General features: G+C 35.0%; 15 protein-coding genes. All 15 read right to left on the bottom strand.

Going from position 1 to position 17,295, the window contains the following annotated elements; translation table 11 throughout:
- Positions 1 to 120: 120 nt before the first annotated feature.
- Positions 121 to 1,389 (bottom strand): glycosyltransferase family 4 protein, encoded by a 1,269-nt coding sequence (locus ACO1D1_RS02375; RefSeq protein WP_423334783.1) that lies wholly within the window; start codon positions 1,387 to 1,389, stop codon positions 121 to 123.
- The gene (locus ACO1D1_RS02370; RefSeq protein WP_423334782.1) at positions 1,382 to 2,809 is read right to left on the bottom strand and encodes an O-antigen polymerase; all 1,428 of its coding nucleotides are present in this window, start codon (positions 2,807 to 2,809) and stop codon (positions 1,382 to 1,384) included. The genes ACO1D1_RS02375 and ACO1D1_RS02370 overlap by 8 nt, the downstream gene beginning before the upstream one ends.
- 127 nt (positions 2,810 to 2,936) lie before the next feature.
- Positions 2,937 to 4,043: a glycosyltransferase family 4 protein gene (locus ACO1D1_RS02365; protein ID WP_423334781.1), complete on the bottom strand. Its 1,107-nt coding sequence runs from the start codon at positions 4,041 to 4,043 to the stop codon at positions 2,937 to 2,939.
- A gap of 1 nt (position 4,044) precedes the next feature.
- The gene (locus ACO1D1_RS02360) at positions 4,045 to 5,241 is read right to left on the bottom strand and encodes a glycosyltransferase family 4 protein (RefSeq protein WP_423334780.1); all 1,197 of its coding nucleotides are present in this window, start codon (positions 5,239 to 5,241) and stop codon (positions 4,045 to 4,047) included.
- Complete coding sequence (gene wecB, locus ACO1D1_RS02355; RefSeq protein WP_423334779.1) at positions 5,238 to 6,368, bottom strand: non-hydrolyzing UDP-N-acetylglucosamine 2-epimerase; 1,131 nt, start codon at positions 6,366 to 6,368, stop codon at positions 5,238 to 5,240. Before wecB ends, ACO1D1_RS02360 begins: the two co-directional genes overlap by 4 nt.
- A gap of 3 nt (positions 6,369 to 6,371) precedes the next feature.
- The gene (locus ACO1D1_RS02350) at positions 6,372 to 7,481 is read right to left on the bottom strand and encodes a capsular polysaccharide biosynthesis protein CapF (RefSeq protein WP_423334778.1); all 1,110 of its coding nucleotides are present in this window, start codon (positions 7,479 to 7,481) and stop codon (positions 6,372 to 6,374) included.
- Between the two features lie 14 nt (positions 7,482 to 7,495).
- A complete protein-coding gene (locus tag ACO1D1_RS02345; RefSeq protein ID WP_423334777.1) occupies positions 7,496 to 8,533 on the bottom strand; it encodes an SDR family NAD(P)-dependent oxidoreductase in 1,038 nt (345 codons plus the stop codon).
- Positions 8,526 to 9,431 (bottom strand): glycosyltransferase family 4 protein, encoded by a 906-nt coding sequence (locus ACO1D1_RS02340; protein WP_423334776.1) that lies wholly within the window; start codon positions 9,429 to 9,431, stop codon positions 8,526 to 8,528. The genes ACO1D1_RS02345 and ACO1D1_RS02340 overlap by 8 nt, the downstream gene beginning before the upstream one ends.
- A gap of 357 nt (positions 9,432 to 9,788) precedes the next feature.
- Positions 9,789 to 10,637, bottom strand: coding sequence for an NAD-dependent epimerase/dehydratase family protein (locus tag ACO1D1_RS02335; RefSeq protein ID WP_423334775.1), 849 nt, complete (start codon positions 10,635 to 10,637; stop codon positions 9,789 to 9,791).
- Positions 10,634 to 11,293 carry a sugar transferase gene (locus tag ACO1D1_RS02330; protein WP_423334774.1) on the bottom strand — a complete coding sequence of 220 codons (660 nt, stop codon included), beginning with the start codon at positions 11,291 to 11,293 and terminating at the stop codon, positions 10,634 to 10,636. The genes ACO1D1_RS02335 and ACO1D1_RS02330 overlap by 4 nt, the downstream gene beginning before the upstream one ends.
- A 35-nt stretch (positions 11,294 to 11,328) precedes the next feature.
- Positions 11,329 to 12,210 carry a UTP--glucose-1-phosphate uridylyltransferase GalU gene (gene galU / locus ACO1D1_RS02325; RefSeq protein ID WP_423334773.1) on the bottom strand — a complete coding sequence of 294 codons (882 nt, stop codon included), beginning with the start codon at positions 12,208 to 12,210 and terminating at the stop codon, positions 11,329 to 11,331.
- A 59-nt stretch (positions 12,211 to 12,269) separates the two neighbouring features.
- Positions 12,270 to 14,096, bottom strand: a complete 1,827-nt coding sequence (locus ACO1D1_RS02320) for a polysaccharide biosynthesis protein (protein WP_423334772.1) — start codon at positions 14,094 to 14,096, stop codon at positions 12,270 to 12,272.
- Between the two features lie 605 nt (positions 14,097 to 14,701).
- The gene (locus tag ACO1D1_RS02315) at positions 14,702 to 15,466 is read right to left on the bottom strand and encodes a tyrosine-protein phosphatase (protein ID WP_423334771.1); all 765 of its coding nucleotides are present in this window, start codon (positions 15,464 to 15,466) and stop codon (positions 14,702 to 14,704) included.
- A gap of 148 nt (positions 15,467 to 15,614) precedes the next feature.
- On the bottom strand, positions 15,615 to 16,319 hold the full coding sequence (locus ACO1D1_RS02310; RefSeq protein ID WP_423334770.1) for a CpsD/CapB family tyrosine-protein kinase: 705 nt from the start codon (positions 16,317 to 16,319) through the stop codon (positions 15,615 to 15,617).
- Positions 16,309 to 17,058, bottom strand: coding sequence for a YveK family protein (locus ACO1D1_RS02305; protein WP_423334769.1), 750 nt, complete (start codon positions 17,056 to 17,058; stop codon positions 16,309 to 16,311). Before ACO1D1_RS02305 ends, ACO1D1_RS02310 begins: the two co-directional genes overlap by 11 nt.
- Between the last annotated feature and the right edge of the window lie 237 nt (positions 17,059 to 17,295).

The following is a 17,295-nucleotide window of genomic DNA, read 5'->3' as shown; positions in this document are numbered from 1 at the left end:
AAATGCTTCAATTCCCCCATTTGCAAACCCACCTGTTATCACCAAAACTCTCGAAATCATTTTATTACTCCTTTACTACCAAACTAAATACAGAGAACCAAAATTCCCTATTAAATATTTTTATAAAATTCTTTTTATTTCTTTATAGATATTATTATTATATGTCTCCCAAGATAAATTCTCAGCTGCTTTCCTAGCATAATCTTTCATTTCTTTTAATTTATCTTGATTATTAATAAACCATAAAATTGCCTTTGTTAGAGCATTACTATCTCCCGCAGGTATAACTATTCCATTTTTATAGTTTTCAACGAAATCATTAACACCTGAATTCATTGTACAAATCAGTGGTAAGCCACAAGACCATCCTTCTAAGCCACTTAGAGACATTCCTTCATTTAAAGATGGAATAATTAATACATCAGCTTGTGAATAGATTTTTTTCATTTCATTATGCATCACATTTCCTAAAAAAGTTATTTTAGGATGATCTTTATATTTTTCATACAGACCTGGGGTAATACTATAATTTCCAACTAATCTCAACTCTATTTCTGTATTATTAATTTTTGAAAATGAATCCAGCAGGTAATTTAATCCTTTTGCATAAGTAATTCGTCCAACATATAAAAAAACTATTTTCATTTCATAATTAGAATTTGATGAACCAATACCTCTAAAATGATTTATATCAACTCCATAAGGAGCTACAAGAATGGATTCACTATTAATACCGCTAATTTCCAACGATTTTTTTACGAACTGAGATGGAACTAAAAAATAATCTGCTAATTTTATTTCCCTCTTAATTCTTTCTAATACACGACCATTAAATAACTCAGGATTCTCCAAACATAATTCTTCTTGCTTATTTTTTTTCATTTCATTTTCATATAAAAGTCTTACATATAGTCTATTGGCTGCTGAGCAATCCAATACACAAGTTATATTTGGAGCTTTTAACTTTAATAATCCAAATAATTCCGACGAGTTATTATCATATGAAATTACTATATCCACATTATTTTTTATTGCATACTTTGCAACCTTTTTACCGAAGCTATCATTTAAATAGTCATTCCATCGAGGCCAAAATTTTTTTAAGAAAGATACTCTTAATATTAATAAGGATAGTAACCCTCTTATTTCACAAAATAAAAGGATGTCATTATCAGGAATATTATCTGAATGTCTCGCTTCTCCTCTTTTTTTATTATTACCCTTAAGAAATCTAAGGACATTATTTGTAAATGATCCCTTTTTATTGTATACAGTAGTTATATATTTATAGAGTAGTCCATTATTCTTTAATGCTGTTGCTAAATGATAGGAGTGCTGTTGTCCCGGATGAACTACAATGATTTTTTTATTTAATAAGTTGTTAGTCATGGTCTTTCGCACTTCCTTTTAATATAAATTTAATAAATAGTCCTGGAATTACTAAGAACAAAATTAAGTAAAAATTTGAAGGCAGGTAACCTCTAATAATCAATTGTAATATTGAAGGAAATAAAACACTATATAATATTAAATCGTGAATATTCGGCGTATCTTTTGTATACTTTCTCTTTATATATACACAGAATCTAGCAAAAATAATCATTCCTACAATACATCCAATCAAGCCAAAACATGCATAAAATTCTCCTAAATTTGGCGCAGCAAAACCTGCTTGTGTCGCATATTCAGAAATTCCTATTCTTGTCATTTCTCCAGTACTATCTAGATATCTTTTTGAAGGAAAAATCGCTCTTGGAATGAACATGATAATTGTATTATAAACTGGTGCTAGACCAGAAAATGATACAATGTCTGGTGCTACTTTCACTATTGCATAATAGCCTTGATATACATTAAAGTTTCCAATTAATGCATCCTTAATGAATTCAAGATTAAAATTTGTCCAATCAATCATCTGTCCTACACGTAAATTATCTCTAACATAACCAACAAGACCAATCATAAAAATTATAATCACGCTTAATCCTGAAATTTTAAAACCATTTGGCCGCTTTCCTTCTTTTAAATATTTAAATACAAAAGGGGCTATAATTAAAATAACCAATACAAAACGAAATCCCCTTACCAGAAAAGTTCCAAATGTTAAGTAAAATAGTATATAATTTAATAATTTATTTTTCCCACAGTGAGAAATATATAGCCAGATTGGTATTAAGGAATAATTGAACATACCTAAAAACCCTAAAGGAGTGTCTGTAGAATTTGATATATTTACTGAACCTGCTAATCCAATTGTAAAGATATAAATCAAACTAGTTCCAGAAGATAAAATATAAATTAATGAAAAGAGATAAAAGAGACACCATAATACAAGACATATTTTATATATCCAATTCTTTTGTTTTTCTGTTAAATCCCAAAAAACAATCTGATTCCTAGAAGAAATATTATTAATAGTAGACTTGGGCTTCCACTTAAAGAAATATGCTATCTGAAAGGATATATACGATAATACATACACTATTGTTGCTTTGATGGACGAATCCATAACATTAACCCCAAATGATAAAGTATCATTTGTGACTATATTTATTAATGGAACTAAACTAAACATTATTAAAAATATGATTGTAACGAATACGTAAGGTTCAATTATATCTACCTTTTTTATTAACATTGTAAATGTAAAAATACCACCTACTAAAATATAAGATAACCATAATACTAAATAACTTTCGTAATCATGGTTATTTAAATTAGATGGTATTAAGAATAATAAGAAAGCTCCTAATATTATATAAAGAAATAGTAAATATAATTTCCCAAGTTTATCATTATTATCTTTCAAAATATTTCCCCCAAAAGAATGAATAATCTAATCCTTTCATATGAATTTACTTTATAAATAAAGTACAAATCTATTTTCTAAAGATTATTTGTTGCATTAAATGTAAATTTTTTAAAAATAAGGTTATTTATTTCGAAAAGTGTTTATCAATTACTTCTAAGTGAGATTTTGCCATATTTTCAATAGTAAAATTCTTTATTTTCTTAATATTATTTTCTGACATCTTATACTTCAATTCATTATTGTCAAGAACATCAATAATTCTATTTGCCAGTTTTTCATGATCATTTACAGGTACAATAAAACCATTTTCATAATCTTCAATAAGTTCTAATCCTGCAATACAATTATCAGTTGTTATTATTGGCAAACCATTTGCCATTGCTTCATTAATTACGAGACCCCATATATCCTCACGAGTTGGTAAAACAAATAAATCAGCAGCTTTATAATACTCCATTAGTTCAACCTTTGTTTTAAAACCCACAAAATGCACATTTGTCAAATCAAATTCTTTTTTTATTTTCATATATTCTTCAGTTGGTTCGCCACCAATTATATATATTCCTATATCCTTTTCTAAAATCCTACTTGAGTTAAGTAGAACATCATAACCTTTACGATATATAAATTGACCTACAGAAATAATTACCTTTTTTTCTTTAATGCCCAACCGTCTTCTAACTTTTGACTTTTCAGATACTGACGGAACTCCCTTTAAAATATCCCTATCTTTTATAGATGTAAAAGGATATTTATAAACTCTATTTGCATCTGCACCGTAGTAACATAAATATTCTGTCGTTTTTTGCCCCGTACTAAGCCATGCTGAAGCTTTACTGATAAAATGTCGTTTTACTAAACGTTTCAAGCAATAATCCTTTTTTATTATTCCTCCATCACTACTTAAAAAAAAGGAAATTCTATTAAGATGTAAATATTCTATAGCAAGCATTCCTGTCGGAGTACTATATCCCCCAACTATAATTTGATCATATTGTTTATTTTTCAGAAAATTAATTACTGAGAAACATATCCCTGATTCATTACCAACCTTTATACCTTTTAAAAACACTTCTCTAAAATTCTTTGGCTTGTCTGCCTCCCACTTTTCATCTCTATCTTTTGCTTGTTTACGTTCATACAAAACAGTTAATTCAAAGTTTTTCCCAAGCTCATTAAAGAAATCTACCCTATATGGTGAAGGGATATTTGTCAAAAATAATACCTTCATCTTAAGTCCCCTTATATACATTTATATATTCCCTATATCTAGCATTCTTATCAAATAACTTGGATCTATTAACACAATCGCTCAAATTAAATTTATTGTTTAATCTTTGTTCTTCAATTACTTTAATTAATTCATCAATATTTCCCTTTTCCACTACAATCCCACAAGTGTCATTTATGCTTTCTGGACTTCCACCCGTATTAAAGCTAACAACAGGAGTACCACAAGCAAGTGATTCTAAATTTGTGGTTGGAAAGTTATCCTCTAATGTTGGATTAACAAATATGTTTGCTGATGTATATATTTCAGCAAGCTCTTGTACATCATTCGTACGAGTAATTCCAACAATATTGGAGGGTAATATTTTCTTTTGTTTATCTGAAATGCCTACAAGGACGATTCTATAGGTATCCTCGTTTAGTTGACTCGCCAGGTCAATAAAATAATTAAGCCCTTTTCTTCTATCCCATGTACTCGCAACACCTAAAATAATAAATTTATCTGTTAAATTATATCTTTCTTTAATTCTACTTTCTGTAGGTTTAAAAATAGAAAGGTCAATGCCATTATTAATTAGTTTAACCGGGTACTCTTTTAAAAATGATTTCTCTACCAAACTAGATAGCCATTTAGAAGGAGTAATAATAGTCATATTCTTAACTTCTGAAAATATTTCCTTTTTTCTTTTGTAATTACTCTTAGAGTTATCAATAAATAAGCTGGCTGGATAACTTTGTTTCTGTGGACAATTATGACATCCAGTTTCCCACTTATTACAATTAGCATAATCAAAGTAAGCACAATGTCCAGTAAATGCCCAACAATCATGTAATGTCCACACCACTGGTTTGATTGCACTCTTTAAATAATCAAAAAGAATTTCAATATTAATATAATATCCATGAATATTATGCAAATGAATAACATCAGGGTTTACTTCTTCTATTTTCTTAATAAAATCCTCTGTTGCTTTCACTGACCCAAGACCATGTTCATCAAAAACTCTAGTCTTTGCAACATGAAGGTAATTATCAATATCATTTCCAATACGTATAGCTGTATCACAATTAATTGCACTTCCACGACCATAGGCAATATAACTTTCATGTCCTTGGTCTTTTAACAATTTATCTATATCAGTTGTAATCCTACCAGTACTACCAACACCACATACAGAATTTATCTGCAATACTTTCAATTGGTTTTCCCCCAAACAACTCTATTCACATAATCTGTATATGATAGAATTATTCTCAACACTTTGTCAGACACATTCGGCATACTATAGTCCCCAACATGCCTTAAAGTTTCATTTTCTTGCATTTCTAAAATCTCTAATCCTTGTAATATTCTTTCCTTCTTAAGTCCGACCAACATCACAGATGCCTCTTCCATAGCTTCTGGCCTTTCATGAGCCTGTCTAATATTAAGTGCTCTAAACCCAAGAATTGAAGATTCTTCACTAATCGTTCCACTGTCACTAAGTACCGCTTTCGCCTTCGTTTGAAGTTTCACATAATCATTGAACCCTAAAGGTTTCATCGTTTTTACCAACGGATTAAACTCTATTCCTTTTGCATCAATCATTTTTCTAGTTCGTGGATGAGTACTTACAATTACAGGCATATTATATTTTTCCGCAACTGCATTTAAACTACCAACTAAGTCTAGAAAATTGATTTCTGAATTGATATTTTCTTCTCTATGTGCCGATACAACAAAATAATTTCCTTCTTCAAGGTTTAACCGATCTAAAACATCTGAATTTTCAATGTCAGCTTTTCTAGAATTCAAGACTTCAAACATTGGACTACCAGTTTTAATAATTCTATCCGCTGGTAAGCCTTCTCTAAGTAGGTATTCTCTTGCAATATCGCTATAAGTTAGATTAATATCTGCAGTATGATCAACAATTTTTCGGTTGGTTTCTTCCGGCACTCTTTGGTCGAAGCATCTATTGCCTGCTTCCATATGGAAAATAGGAATATGCCTTCTCTTTGCTGCGATTGCACATAAACAACTATTAGTATCACCCAGAACTAATAATGCATCTGGTTTAACCTCTTCCAAAATTGGATCAATTTTTATTAGTATATTACCCACTGTTTCTACCGCTGTTCCAGTAGCTGCATTAAGGAAATAACTCGGCTTTTTTAATTTAAAATCATTAAAAAACACTTCATTTAATTCATAGTCATAATTTTGTCCCGTATGGACAAGGGTATGTTCTATTGCATTTGATTCTTCCAATTTGTTTATAACAGCTGACAGTCTTATGATCTCCGGTCTTGTTCCAACGACTGTCATCACTTTTAATTTTTTCATTTGTTATACCTCCAAGAAGTAAGTGTCGGGCTTTTCAGGATTAAAGCACTCATTTACCCACATTACGGTTACTAGGTCTTTCTCCCCTACATTAACAATGGAGTGAGTATATCCAGTAGGAATATCTACAACTTGTAGCTTTTCTCCACTTACTCTATATTCAGTAATTTCCTCTGAATCAGGCTTCCTAAATCTAATTAAGCCTTCTCCACTTACAACTAAAAACTTCTCATTTTTCGTATGATGCCAATGATTCCCTTTAGTAATTCCTGGTTTAGACACATTTATGGAAACCTGACCTCTTTCTGGAGTTCTAATAAACTCTGTAAAAGATCCCCTAGGATCACAATTCATCTTTAGATCATACGAAAACTCATTCTCTGGTAAGAAACTCAAATAAGTGCTATAAAGCTTCTTAGTTAAAGAATCTTCCATATTAGGAATACTTAAATTTCCCCTGGTTTCTTTGAAACTTTTAATGACATTTGCAAGTTCACCAAGTTTTATCTTATGTGTTACCGGTACAACACAATAGTCATCTGAGATTGTAGGTTTTCCATCTATAGCCCTAAAAAATTCTTCTAAGACGTCATCAATATAACAAAGAGTCAGTTCTGCATCCGGATTGTTTATTTGGATATCCAAGTTTCTAGCTACATTATGGCAATAAGTAGCAACCACCGTATTATAGTTTGGTTTGCTCCACTTTCCAAAGAGGTTCGGTAATCTATAAATGAAAACTTTTACATCAGTTTCTTTATAGTAATCAAATAATAAATCCTCTCCAGCCTTTTTACTTATCCCATAAGGATTATCCCTTACAGCTTGAATTGAAGAAGTGATCAAAACAGGCGCTTTATTACTGGATTTTTTTAATAGAGATAGCAATTCAGCTGTAAGACCAAAATTACCTTCCATAAATTCATTTTCGTCGTTAGGCCTATTCACTCCAGCTAGGTGGAATACAAAGTCGCAATCTTTAGTGTATTTTTCTAATAAAGAATTATCACACTCTCTACTAAATTCGTATATATCGTTATATCCCTTATTTCTTAGCTCGGCTATAAGATTCTTACCAACAAATCCTTTTGATCCAGTAACTAAAATTTTCATTAATTATTCCATCCTTAATTCATGACGTAACTTTTTTCATTCCATTTCTTAAGTTCGTCTTGCACATAGTCTAAAGCAAGAAGTTTTTCCTTTATTTGCTCTACATTCAATAGTTCTGTATTTTGGGAGTTATATTCTTCTATAGTAGTAAGGTTTTTATTCCCGTCTACAAAATACTTATCATAGTTTAAATCCCTTTGGTCTGCAGGGACCCTAAAGAAGCCGCCCATATCTTCTGCCACCACATACTCTTCTCTTGTAAGAAGGGTCTCATATAACTTCTCACCGTGACGAGTACCAATAACTTTAATTTCATTTTCTGCATTAAATATCTCTTTGACAGCTTGTGCTAAATCTCCAATAAGGCTTGCAGGAGCTTTTTGAACCATAATATCTCCAGCTTCAGCATTTTGAAATGCAAATATGACTAACTCTACTGCTTCTTCAAGACTCATTAAGTATCTAGTCATATTTGGATCTGTTACCGTTAAAGGATGTCCACTTTTAATCTGCTCAATAAATAATGGAATTACTGATCCCCTTGAAGCCATAACATTCCCGTATCTAGTGCCACAAATAAGAGTTTTATCTGGAGATACAGTCTTTGATTTTGCAACAAAAACCTTTTCCATCATTGCCTTTGAAATTCCCATTGCATTTATTGGATAAGCTGCTTTATCTGTTGAAAGGCAAATCACTTTTTTCACACCATATTCGATAGCAGCAGTAATCACATTATCCGTTCCTAAAACATTTGTTTTTACAGCTTCAAGTGGAAAGAACTCACATGATGGCACTTGCTTCAATGCCGCTGCATGGAAAATATAATCTACACCATGCATTGCATTTTTAACACTTGCTAAATCTCTTACATCACCTAAATAAAACTTAAGCTTCTCATTATTATATTGTTTACGCACATCATCCTGTTTTTTTTCATCTCTTGAAAAAATACGAATTTCACGGATATCAGTGTTTAAGAAACGTTTCATCACGGCATTTCCAAAGGAACCTGTGCCGCCAGTTATTAAAATTGTCTTATCTTTAAACATGGTATTTTTCCTCCATTATAGGATTTAAACCAAAATGATGATCCATTCTATTTAATAATTCATTTTTATTAAAGTTATTATCGTAGTAATCCCTTGCATTAAACCCTAATTTTGTTAGTTCTTCTTGAGTCTTTAGCGATAAATCAATTATTATTTCAGAAAGTCTTTGAGCATCTCCAGCAGGGCTTGAAACACCTGCATTAGATTCCTCTAAAATTCGATTTGTTTCTCCGTCTGCAGAGGCAATAATAGGAATACCACAAGCCATATAAGATTGTAGTTTTGCAGGAATTGTCATTGCAAATAAAGGACTATCTGTTAAACATAAAAAAGCAGCATCGTTAGCAGCCATAAATTGCGGAATCCTTGTTGCTGGCTGTTTAGGAATAAAATTAAACATATCAGAAAGATTGGCAGAATTAACCAAATTAACTAATGTGTCTTTATATCTCCCATCGCCAATAATGTTAAATCGAATATTTCTTTTTAAGTTGCTCTTCTTTAACAAAACAGCTGTTTTCGGTAGAATATCCAACCCTTGAGCATTGCCAATATTACCTGCAAATATTATATTAAACACACCATCATCTGGAATTTCATCGATAGTAGTTTTCTCAATTGGGATATAAAAGTCTTCTGCATATTGTGGCCAGTATTCCACCTTATCAGAAGGGACACCGCGCTTTTCAATTGATTCCTTAAAACTATTTGATGTAGTGTAGATTTTTGTACACCTTTTATAGATGTAATCCACCATCTTCCCAATAGAACCTATAATTGTCTTATTCGTTATCCCAGTAATAATCTCTACATTCTCCGGCCATAGATCTTGGACATATAGATAACAAGGAATATTCCTTTTTTTAGCAAACCATACTCCAGGCAACGCTTGAGTCATTGGCGATACTTCAAATATAAAAACGTAATCTGCCTTTATTCGTGTGCAAACCTTCCAAAAATACCCTGAGACAACAAAAGACAAATAATTTAAAGCTAGCATTATTCGAGTTGCTTCCCCTTGGGATAAGAGGAATTCTAATGATCTCTACACCGTTGTATAATTCTTTTCTTTTCTTAAATAACCCATACCCATTATAATACTTACCTTGCGGGTAGTTAGGAATTCCAGTTATAACTGTAACCTTATATCCCCTTTTGACCCACTCGGTACAAATATCATTTATCCGAAATTGTTCAGGGTAGAAGTACTGTGCAATAACTAAAATATGCTTTTTCAACCCTTCACCCACTTTTCTTATTTTTCCGTCATCATTATAGAGTCTTTTAAATCTCTAACTCTGTAATTCTGTTTATACTCAGAGATATTCTTCGCATACACTAAATTACCAAATACTTTATTAATAATACCTACCTTTGACACCATAGCTCTTAAGACAGGATTAAAGATTTTTGTTAATTTAACTTTCTTACCATGAACTTCTGCAATTGTTGTTACCATTTCTGAAGTCTTAACGTACTCACTATTTTGCGGAAAGAATAATCCATTCTCCTCATTGTCTATCATAAGTCTAATAAACTCACACAAGTTATCTATATGAAGCATACTCCGCTGATTATCGACATCAGGAAAAAACGGTAACTTTTGGGCTGCCTTTGCTAACTTAGGATAATTTCCTTTTGACCCTTTCCCATAAATCATTGGTGGTCTAATAATAACAACTTTGAAGTTATTACTTTCTAAAGGCTTTATTCCTTCTTCTGCTTGAAGTTTACTATTGCCATAAAAATTACTTGGCTTCGGAATAGTGTTTTTATTTATAATTCTTTCTCCACTGCTGCTTTCCCCATAGACGATTATGCTGCTCAAATAGATAAACTGCTTAACGCCTTCACTTTTGGATTTTGTTGCTAATTCAATCGTTAGATCTCTATTAACCTTGTAATACTGTGATTCCATGTTAGGGTCTGTTGATACATGAGCAATTCCTGCCACATGTAAAATTACATCATATTTCGAAAAATCCCGTTCCTTCCACTCATCATTTCGGCAAGTGATATAGTCTATATTAAATTTATCGGTAGTCCAAATTGCAAAGGCGTTTCCTATATAACTGTTTTTCGCAGTAATAAGTATTCTCTTCATCCTACGTTTCTCTCAGAACCGTCAGTTTTTACCTTAGTCACCTTTGCTTTTTCCCTCTCCATCTCGCCAGTACCACCTTCAACAACACCATCGTGCTTTAGAATACTTACTATAGTTCCGAAGAAGCATTTCACATCAAAACCAAAACTCAGTTTTTCAACATAATCTCCATCAAGCTTTGCCTTTATTTCGATAGGCAATTCATCCCTACCATTAATCTGTGCCCACCCAGTAAGCCCAGGATAAATATCATTTGCACCGTACTTATCTCGTTCAGCAATCAAATCAAACTGGTTCCAAAGGCAAGGACGCGGCCCAATAATACTCATTTCACCTTTAAGAATATTAAGGATTTGCGGTAGCTCATCTAAGCTAGTTTTACGCATGAACTTCCCAACTCTAGTAATATAACTTTCAGGATCTTCCAACAGGTGTGTCGGTGTATCCTTGGGCGTATCAATTTTCATCGTTCTAAATTTCAAAATATAAAACTCTGATTTTTCTTTCCCAATTCTACGCTGCTTAAATAGCACTGGACCATTAGAATCTAACTTGATACAAATAATTAATATTAAAAAAATTGGCGAAAGTACTACAATGCCTATAAAGGCAAGAATAATATCCAATATTTTCTTTATATATTTTCTATAGATCACTCAATAATTCACCCCAATCAGAAAAGGTCAAATAATTATTTAACCTTTTCTGTCTCCATTATTTCATCCATATAGGCCAGAATTTCTTTACGTAATGACGGTTCTTGTAATGCAAACTCAATCGTCGTCTTCACAAACCCAATTTTCTCCCCAACATCATACCTCTTACCCTCAAAATCATAAGCAAACACCCGCTGAATCTGATTCAACTTCTGAATCGCATCCGTCAATTGAATCTCCCCACCTGCCCCAGTCTCTTGTTGCTCCAAGAAAATAAAAATCTCCGGAGTAAGAATATAACGGCCCATTATCGCTAGATTAGAAGGAGCAGTACCAGGCTTCGGCTTTTCAACAAAATTATTAACCTGATACCTTCTGCCCTCCTGAACCGAAGGATCAACAATTCCATAACGATGTGTCTCTTCATTCGGTACAGTCTGAACACCAATCACCGAAGAAAGAGTTTCTTCATATTGATTAATCAGTTGTTTTAGACAAGGTGTTTCACTCTGAACAATATCATCACCTAAAAGCACGGCAAAAGGTTCATTTCCAATAAAATTACGTGCACACCATACCGCATGCCCTAAACCTTTTGGCTCTTTCTGGCGAATATAATGAATATCCGCAAGATTAGTAGCATAACGAACTTTTTCTAATATATCTAACTTGCCTTTTTCCATTAAATTTTGCTCTAATTCATGAGCAATATCAAAGTGATCTTCAATCGCCCGTTTTCCTTTACCGGTTACGATAATAATATCTTCAATTCCCGAAGCCACTGCTTCTTCAACAATATATTGTATCGTTGGCTTATCAACAATTGGCAGCATTTCTTTTGGCATTGCCTTCGTAGCTGGAAGAAATCGTGTTCCTAACCCCGCTGCAGGTATTATCGCTTTCCGTACTCTTTTCATATAAAATCCACCTTTTCAATTTCGACATCAAACCGAAAGGTTTGAACCTATTTATTAATCTATTTTACTGCAGCAAAGGAAGTTGCTCTTTCAAACTTATTATTAGCCACTGCAATCAAAGTATCATGCATCTCTGTCTCAGGCATCGCTAATAATCTCTCAATCAACTCACCTAAAGCAGTAGCATGTATAACCTTCGCCTTCCCAATATGAATCTTCGGATACACCTGCTCAGGATGTACTTCATTCTCATTAAGAAGTTCCTCATACATCTTCTCCCCAGGTCGAAGACCTGAAAACCGTATCCCGATTTCTTCTATAGAATAGCCAGACAGTTTAATTAGGTTTCTTGCCAAATCGACAATCTTAACCGGCTCACCCATATCTAAAACAAACACCTCACCGCCACGGGCAAGTGACCCTGCCTGAATAACAAGCCGTGAGGCCTCAGGAATCGTCATAAAATAGCGAGTCATCTCTTCATGGGTAACTGTAACCGGCCCACCGGCAGCAATCTGCTTCTTAAACAACGGAATAACACTCCCGCGGCTTCCCAGCACATTCCCAAACCGAACCGCCACAAACTTCGTATTACTAGTTGGTGCCAAACTCTGAATAATCATCTCAGCAAACCTTTTCGTTGCCCCCATCACATTCGGAGGATTCACAGCCTTATCAGAAGAAATCATTACAAAAGTATTGACGCCGAAGGTGTCAGCAGCTTCCGCTACATTCTTAGTACCAAATATATTATTCTTAACCGCTTCTTTCGGGTTATATTCCATTAACGGCACATGCTTATGCGCCGCCGCATGATAAACGACAAACGGCCGATGTTCTTCCATTACATCAAATATCCGCGCCCGATCCTGAATATCACCGATCACCGGCACAATTTCAATTTGATTTTGATACTGTTTTCGCAGTTCCATATCAATCAAATAAATACTGTTCTCGCCATGTCCCAACAGGACAATTTTGCTCGGATTGAACTTACAGATCTGCCGACAGATTTCCGATCCAATCGAGCCACCTGCACCGGTAACCATCACCGTTTTACCGGAGACTTTTTCCGAAATACCGGCAATATCCAACTCAACAGGTTCCCTGCCCAATAAATCCTCGACCTGGACATCGCGGAATTGATTGACCGTTATTTTTCCGGTCATTAGGTCTTCAATCATCGGCATAATTTGCGTTTTCGCCTTTGTTTTCGAACATTCTTCAAAAATCCGATTCAGTTCTTTCTTCCCTAAAGAAGGAATCGCAATCACAATGTTTTCAATCTTGTACTTGTCCACTGCATCCTTAATATGAGCGGAATCCCCCACAACAGGGATCCCGAGTATATCCAACTTGTATTTCTTCGGATCATCGTCGATAAAGGCAACCGGCTTCAAGTCAATATCAAAGTTACTCAGCAATTGCCTTGCAACCATCGTCCCGCCGCGGCCTGCACCAATAATCAATGTCCGTTTTACATTTTTTTGCTTCACCATGAAATTGTCACGGAACATCCGCCACGAAAACCTAGAACCGCCAATGAACAAAACGTGCAACATCCACGTAATCATCAATGCTCTTACATAAATATTTCCAAAGACTAGCTTCTGCATGACCGCAGCCACAACAATGGTGAACGTGACAGCTTTCACAATAGCAATCAACTCACCGACGCTCGCATATTGCCACGCCTTGTTATACAGCTTATAAATAGATGCAAATACATGATGGCTGGTCAATAACGTAACCGCCGTAACAAGCAGCATCGGAATCTTAAAGATCTCCAGCTCCGGATTCAACGTAAAATAACTTATGTACACTGCCGTTAACACAATGATTGAATCCAGTAAGGCGAGCGCGGTCAATCTCTTCCCATATGTCATTTGTCTAATCCCCCTTTTTTCTTTTATTTCGTCAATCTAATAAACTCTTTTACCTAGTAAAACATTGTGTCAAAAAACTTGCATGAGTCTCAACAATCAACCCATGCATAAAAACAAACTTGATATGAGTAGTACCCCAACATAATAAAGGCGGTGTGAGCAGAGCTAAACAATAACTATTTTCATTGTGAGAAATTACTCATTCGTGCTAAACATGTCCAGACACGTTCACCTTTGCGCCGCTCCGCCCCTTTTCCAATCAAAAAAATAAATACCTAATGGAATAGCAAGTGCTTTTGACACTTATTCTTTCATTAGCTATTTATTGTTTTGTCATTCTCTATATTTTTAAATTGGCATTTAACCTTACCTCACACCATGCTCCTGACGACATGCGTCTAAGGTCCCGTCTCAAAAAAAAGGGAGGGGCCCACAGCATGATCGAGTGCCCCCATGGATAACGGACAGGAAGCCTCGCCGGTCCAGGTATTGGAACCTGGCAAAATATAAGGATTACTATAAATCCTATAGTCTTAGTGGGTCAAACTACCACTCCCTACCTAACAGCCCGTAAGGGCGGTTACTAGTAGTAGGGTATCAACAAACTAAAAGATCCCCAAAAACTTCTTCTTTTTCACCCGCTCAGGCACTTCTTTATACACATGATTCCCTTCAATCACAAGTTGGGCATTCTCTTCAAACAAATACACCATATCATTGCCGTATTTTGCTTGAATGAAATCGAAGGCCTCGCGCATTTTAAACGTCCGGTTGCCGGTATTATGGGCATCTGAGGCAATAAAATGCGTTAAATTTGCTTCAATCAATTGCAGGGTAAAATTCTTAATTTTCTTGCCAAAATCGCCGCAAATACTGGCCGCGGTCACTTGGGTTAATGCTCCGTTTTTCACATAGCGGTATAAGAGATCGGGACGTTCAATCAATTCCTGGTTTCGTTCCGGGTGGACGATTACCGGAACAAGACCCTTCATCTGCAGGTCATAAAACAGCTTCTCGGTGTAACGGGGCACATGGCTGGATGAGAACTCCACTAGCACGTACTGTGTTCCATCAAGTGCAAGGATTTCCCCCGCTTCCACACCCTCGACCATTTCCCCATAGATCCGCGTTTCCTGGCCAGGCAATACATTGATATCAATCTTTTGTTCTAGTAATGCTTTATTTAAATCAATCACTCTATCAATTATCTCTTGCTTCGGATTTTCATAACGGTTATTCAAATGATGCGGAGTAGCGACAATCGTATGAATCCCCTGCTCCACAGCCTTCTGCGCCATCTTGATGCTCTCTGACAAATCCTTTGCCCCATCGTCAATCCCAGGCAATATGTGACAATGTAAATCGATCATAAGCAACACCTTTTTTCCGAAATTTGTTTCTATTCCATGACAATTTTAATAGTACCATTGTCACATGCACCAGTAAAGGGTGGCAATTTGTCGGAGTTTGTCGAAACCTTGATAATTTTCCAGTAATTTCTTCCATTTCTCAACCGGATTATTTAGCACCGTAATAATAGTAATAGTCATTACTCTTTATCTGTTTATGGTTTAACACGACACCTAATAGTTTGCTTTGCGCATTCGCAAGTAATTCCTTCGCTTTCTTTGCTTGGTCGATTTCTGTCTTTTCACTAAAGACCACGAGAACCGAACCATCACACTGATTGGCAATGATTTGCGGATCGGCAACCGCGAGTAACGGCGGCGTGTCGAAAATAACATAATCGAATTGACTCTTTGCATCCTCGATAAATTGCTCCATCGATTTTGAGCTTAATAACTCTGCTGGGTTTGGCGGAATCGGACCGCTCGGCAATACATATAAGTCCTGTTCTTCTGTATCAAGAACCGCTTTTTCCAGTGTCTTTTGCTTTGTCAACACTGTCGTAAAGCCAACGAGATTATTCACTTCAAACGTGTGGTGCACCGTCGGCTTGCGCAGGTCGGCATCCACTAACAGCACCTTTTTACCAAGCTGAGCAAATGTAATAGCTAGGTTCGCTGCTGTCGTTGATTTCCCTTCCGCCGGGCCGGAGGAGGTCACCATTATCGTTCTGATTTCTGAATCAATTGATGAGTATTGAATATTCGTCCGAATCGTCCGGTATTGCTCGGAAATCGGTGATTTAGGCGCAATTGCCGTAATCAGCTTTCGGCTGGAATCTCTCCCTGTTTGTACCTTTTTCTTTCTAAGACCCAAGTGACTCACCTCTTACTGTTGATTTTTTCGCTGCACGGCGCAGTTTTAATTCTTCTATCTTTTGATCATCGATGGTTGCAATGACACCTAAAATTGGCAGACCAAGGATTTTCTCTATATCTTGTTCGTTTTTAATCGTGTTATTAAAGTACTCAAGTAAGAATGCCAATCCGACACCGGCCATTAAGCCAACAACAATCGCAATGGCCACATTTAATAATGGTCTCGGTTTAATTGGAGATGGATTTTCAGACACGTCTGCTTTTGCTAAAATGCTGACGTTATCGACATTCATGATCTTTGAAATTTCACTTTGAAACACTTCGGCTGTCTTGTTGGCAATCTTCGCCGCTAGATCAGCATCTGGATCCTGAACGGACAAGTTCACTACTTGAGAATCCTTTTCGCTACCAACGGTAATCTTGCCTTTTAATTCTGAAGCCGTCATGCCTAAATCGAGGTCTTTCGACACAATATCCAAAATCGCCGGGCTTGTGATAATGACATTATAGGTATTAATCAATTGAAGGTTTGTTTGCAATTCACCAGGGTTGTACATTGTTTGATCACTTTTCGTTTGGTTCACAAGAATTTGCGTTGAAGCTTGATAAATCGGGGTTAAGAAGTAAAAACTAATAATTCCACTCACTAATGCGGCAATAACCGTTATCGACACGATCAAAAGCAATCGTTTTTTTAACGTCTCAAGTAGTTCTTTTAAACTAATCGTCTCTTCCATTTCGTCCTCCTAAATACCTTTATCCAAAACATGAATATTATATCATAATTTGTCAATTAATATGGGGTTCTGTCAAAATTAATCTTACTTAATCTATTAAACACCCATTTGTAAGAAATTTGAAGAGGGAATTATTATTTGGGCGGATTTTCCATAATTGGGACGGTACCCTTTGCCTCATTCATTTCAGAATAATATATTCTATGTAAACGCTTCATTATAATATAATAGGAAGAA

The sequence above is a fragment of the Neobacillus sp. 19 genome (assembly GCF_049463095.1).
In the GTDB taxonomy this organism is placed as follows: domain Bacteria; phylum Bacillota; class Bacilli; order Bacillales; family Cytobacillaceae; genus Neobacillus.
Note: the sequence above shows the minus strand (reverse complement) of the source record. Positions and strands in the feature narration are given on the sequence as shown.

Bases quoted from the DNA above. Each gene is read 5' to 3' on its own strand.
- ACO1D1_RS02375 (WP_423334783.1), bottom strand. From the start codon at position 1,389: ATGACTAACAACTTATTAAATAAAAAAATCATTGTAGTTCATCCGGGA.
- ACO1D1_RS02365 (WP_423334781.1), bottom strand. From the start codon at position 4,043: ATGAAGGTATTATTTTTGACAAATATCCCTTCACCATATAGGGTAGAT.
- wecB (WP_423334779.1), bottom strand. From the start codon at position 6,368: ATGAAAAAATTAAAAGTGATGACAGTCGTTGGAACAAGACCGGAGATC.
- ACO1D1_RS02350 (WP_423334778.1), bottom strand. From the start codon at position 7,481: ATGAAAATTTTAGTTACTGGATCAAAAGGATTTGTTGGTAAGAATCTT.
- ACO1D1_RS02345 (WP_423334777.1), bottom strand. From the start codon at position 8,533: ATGTTTAAAGATAAGACAATTTTAATAACTGGCGGCACAGGTTCCTTT.
- ACO1D1_RS02340 (WP_423334776.1), bottom strand. From the start codon at position 9,431: ATGACTCAAGCGTTGCCTGGAGTATGGTTTGCTAAAAAAAGGAATATT.
- ACO1D1_RS02335 (WP_423334775.1), bottom strand. From the start codon at position 10,637: ATGAAGAGAATACTTATTACTGCGAAAAACAGTTATATAGGAAACGCC.
- galU (WP_423334773.1), bottom strand. From the start codon at position 12,210: ATGAAAAGAGTACGGAAAGCGATAATACCTGCAGCGGGGTTAGGAACA.
- ACO1D1_RS02320 (WP_423334772.1), bottom strand. From the start codon at position 14,096: ATGACATATGGGAAGAGATTGACCGCGCTCGCCTTACTGGATTCAATC.
- ACO1D1_RS02315 (WP_423334771.1), bottom strand. From the start codon at position 15,466: ATGATCGATTTACATTGTCACATATTGCCTGGGATTGACGATGGGGCA.
- ACO1D1_RS02305 (WP_423334769.1), bottom strand. From the start codon at position 17,058: ATGGAAGAGACGATTAGTTTAAAAGAACTACTTGAGACGTTAAAAAAA.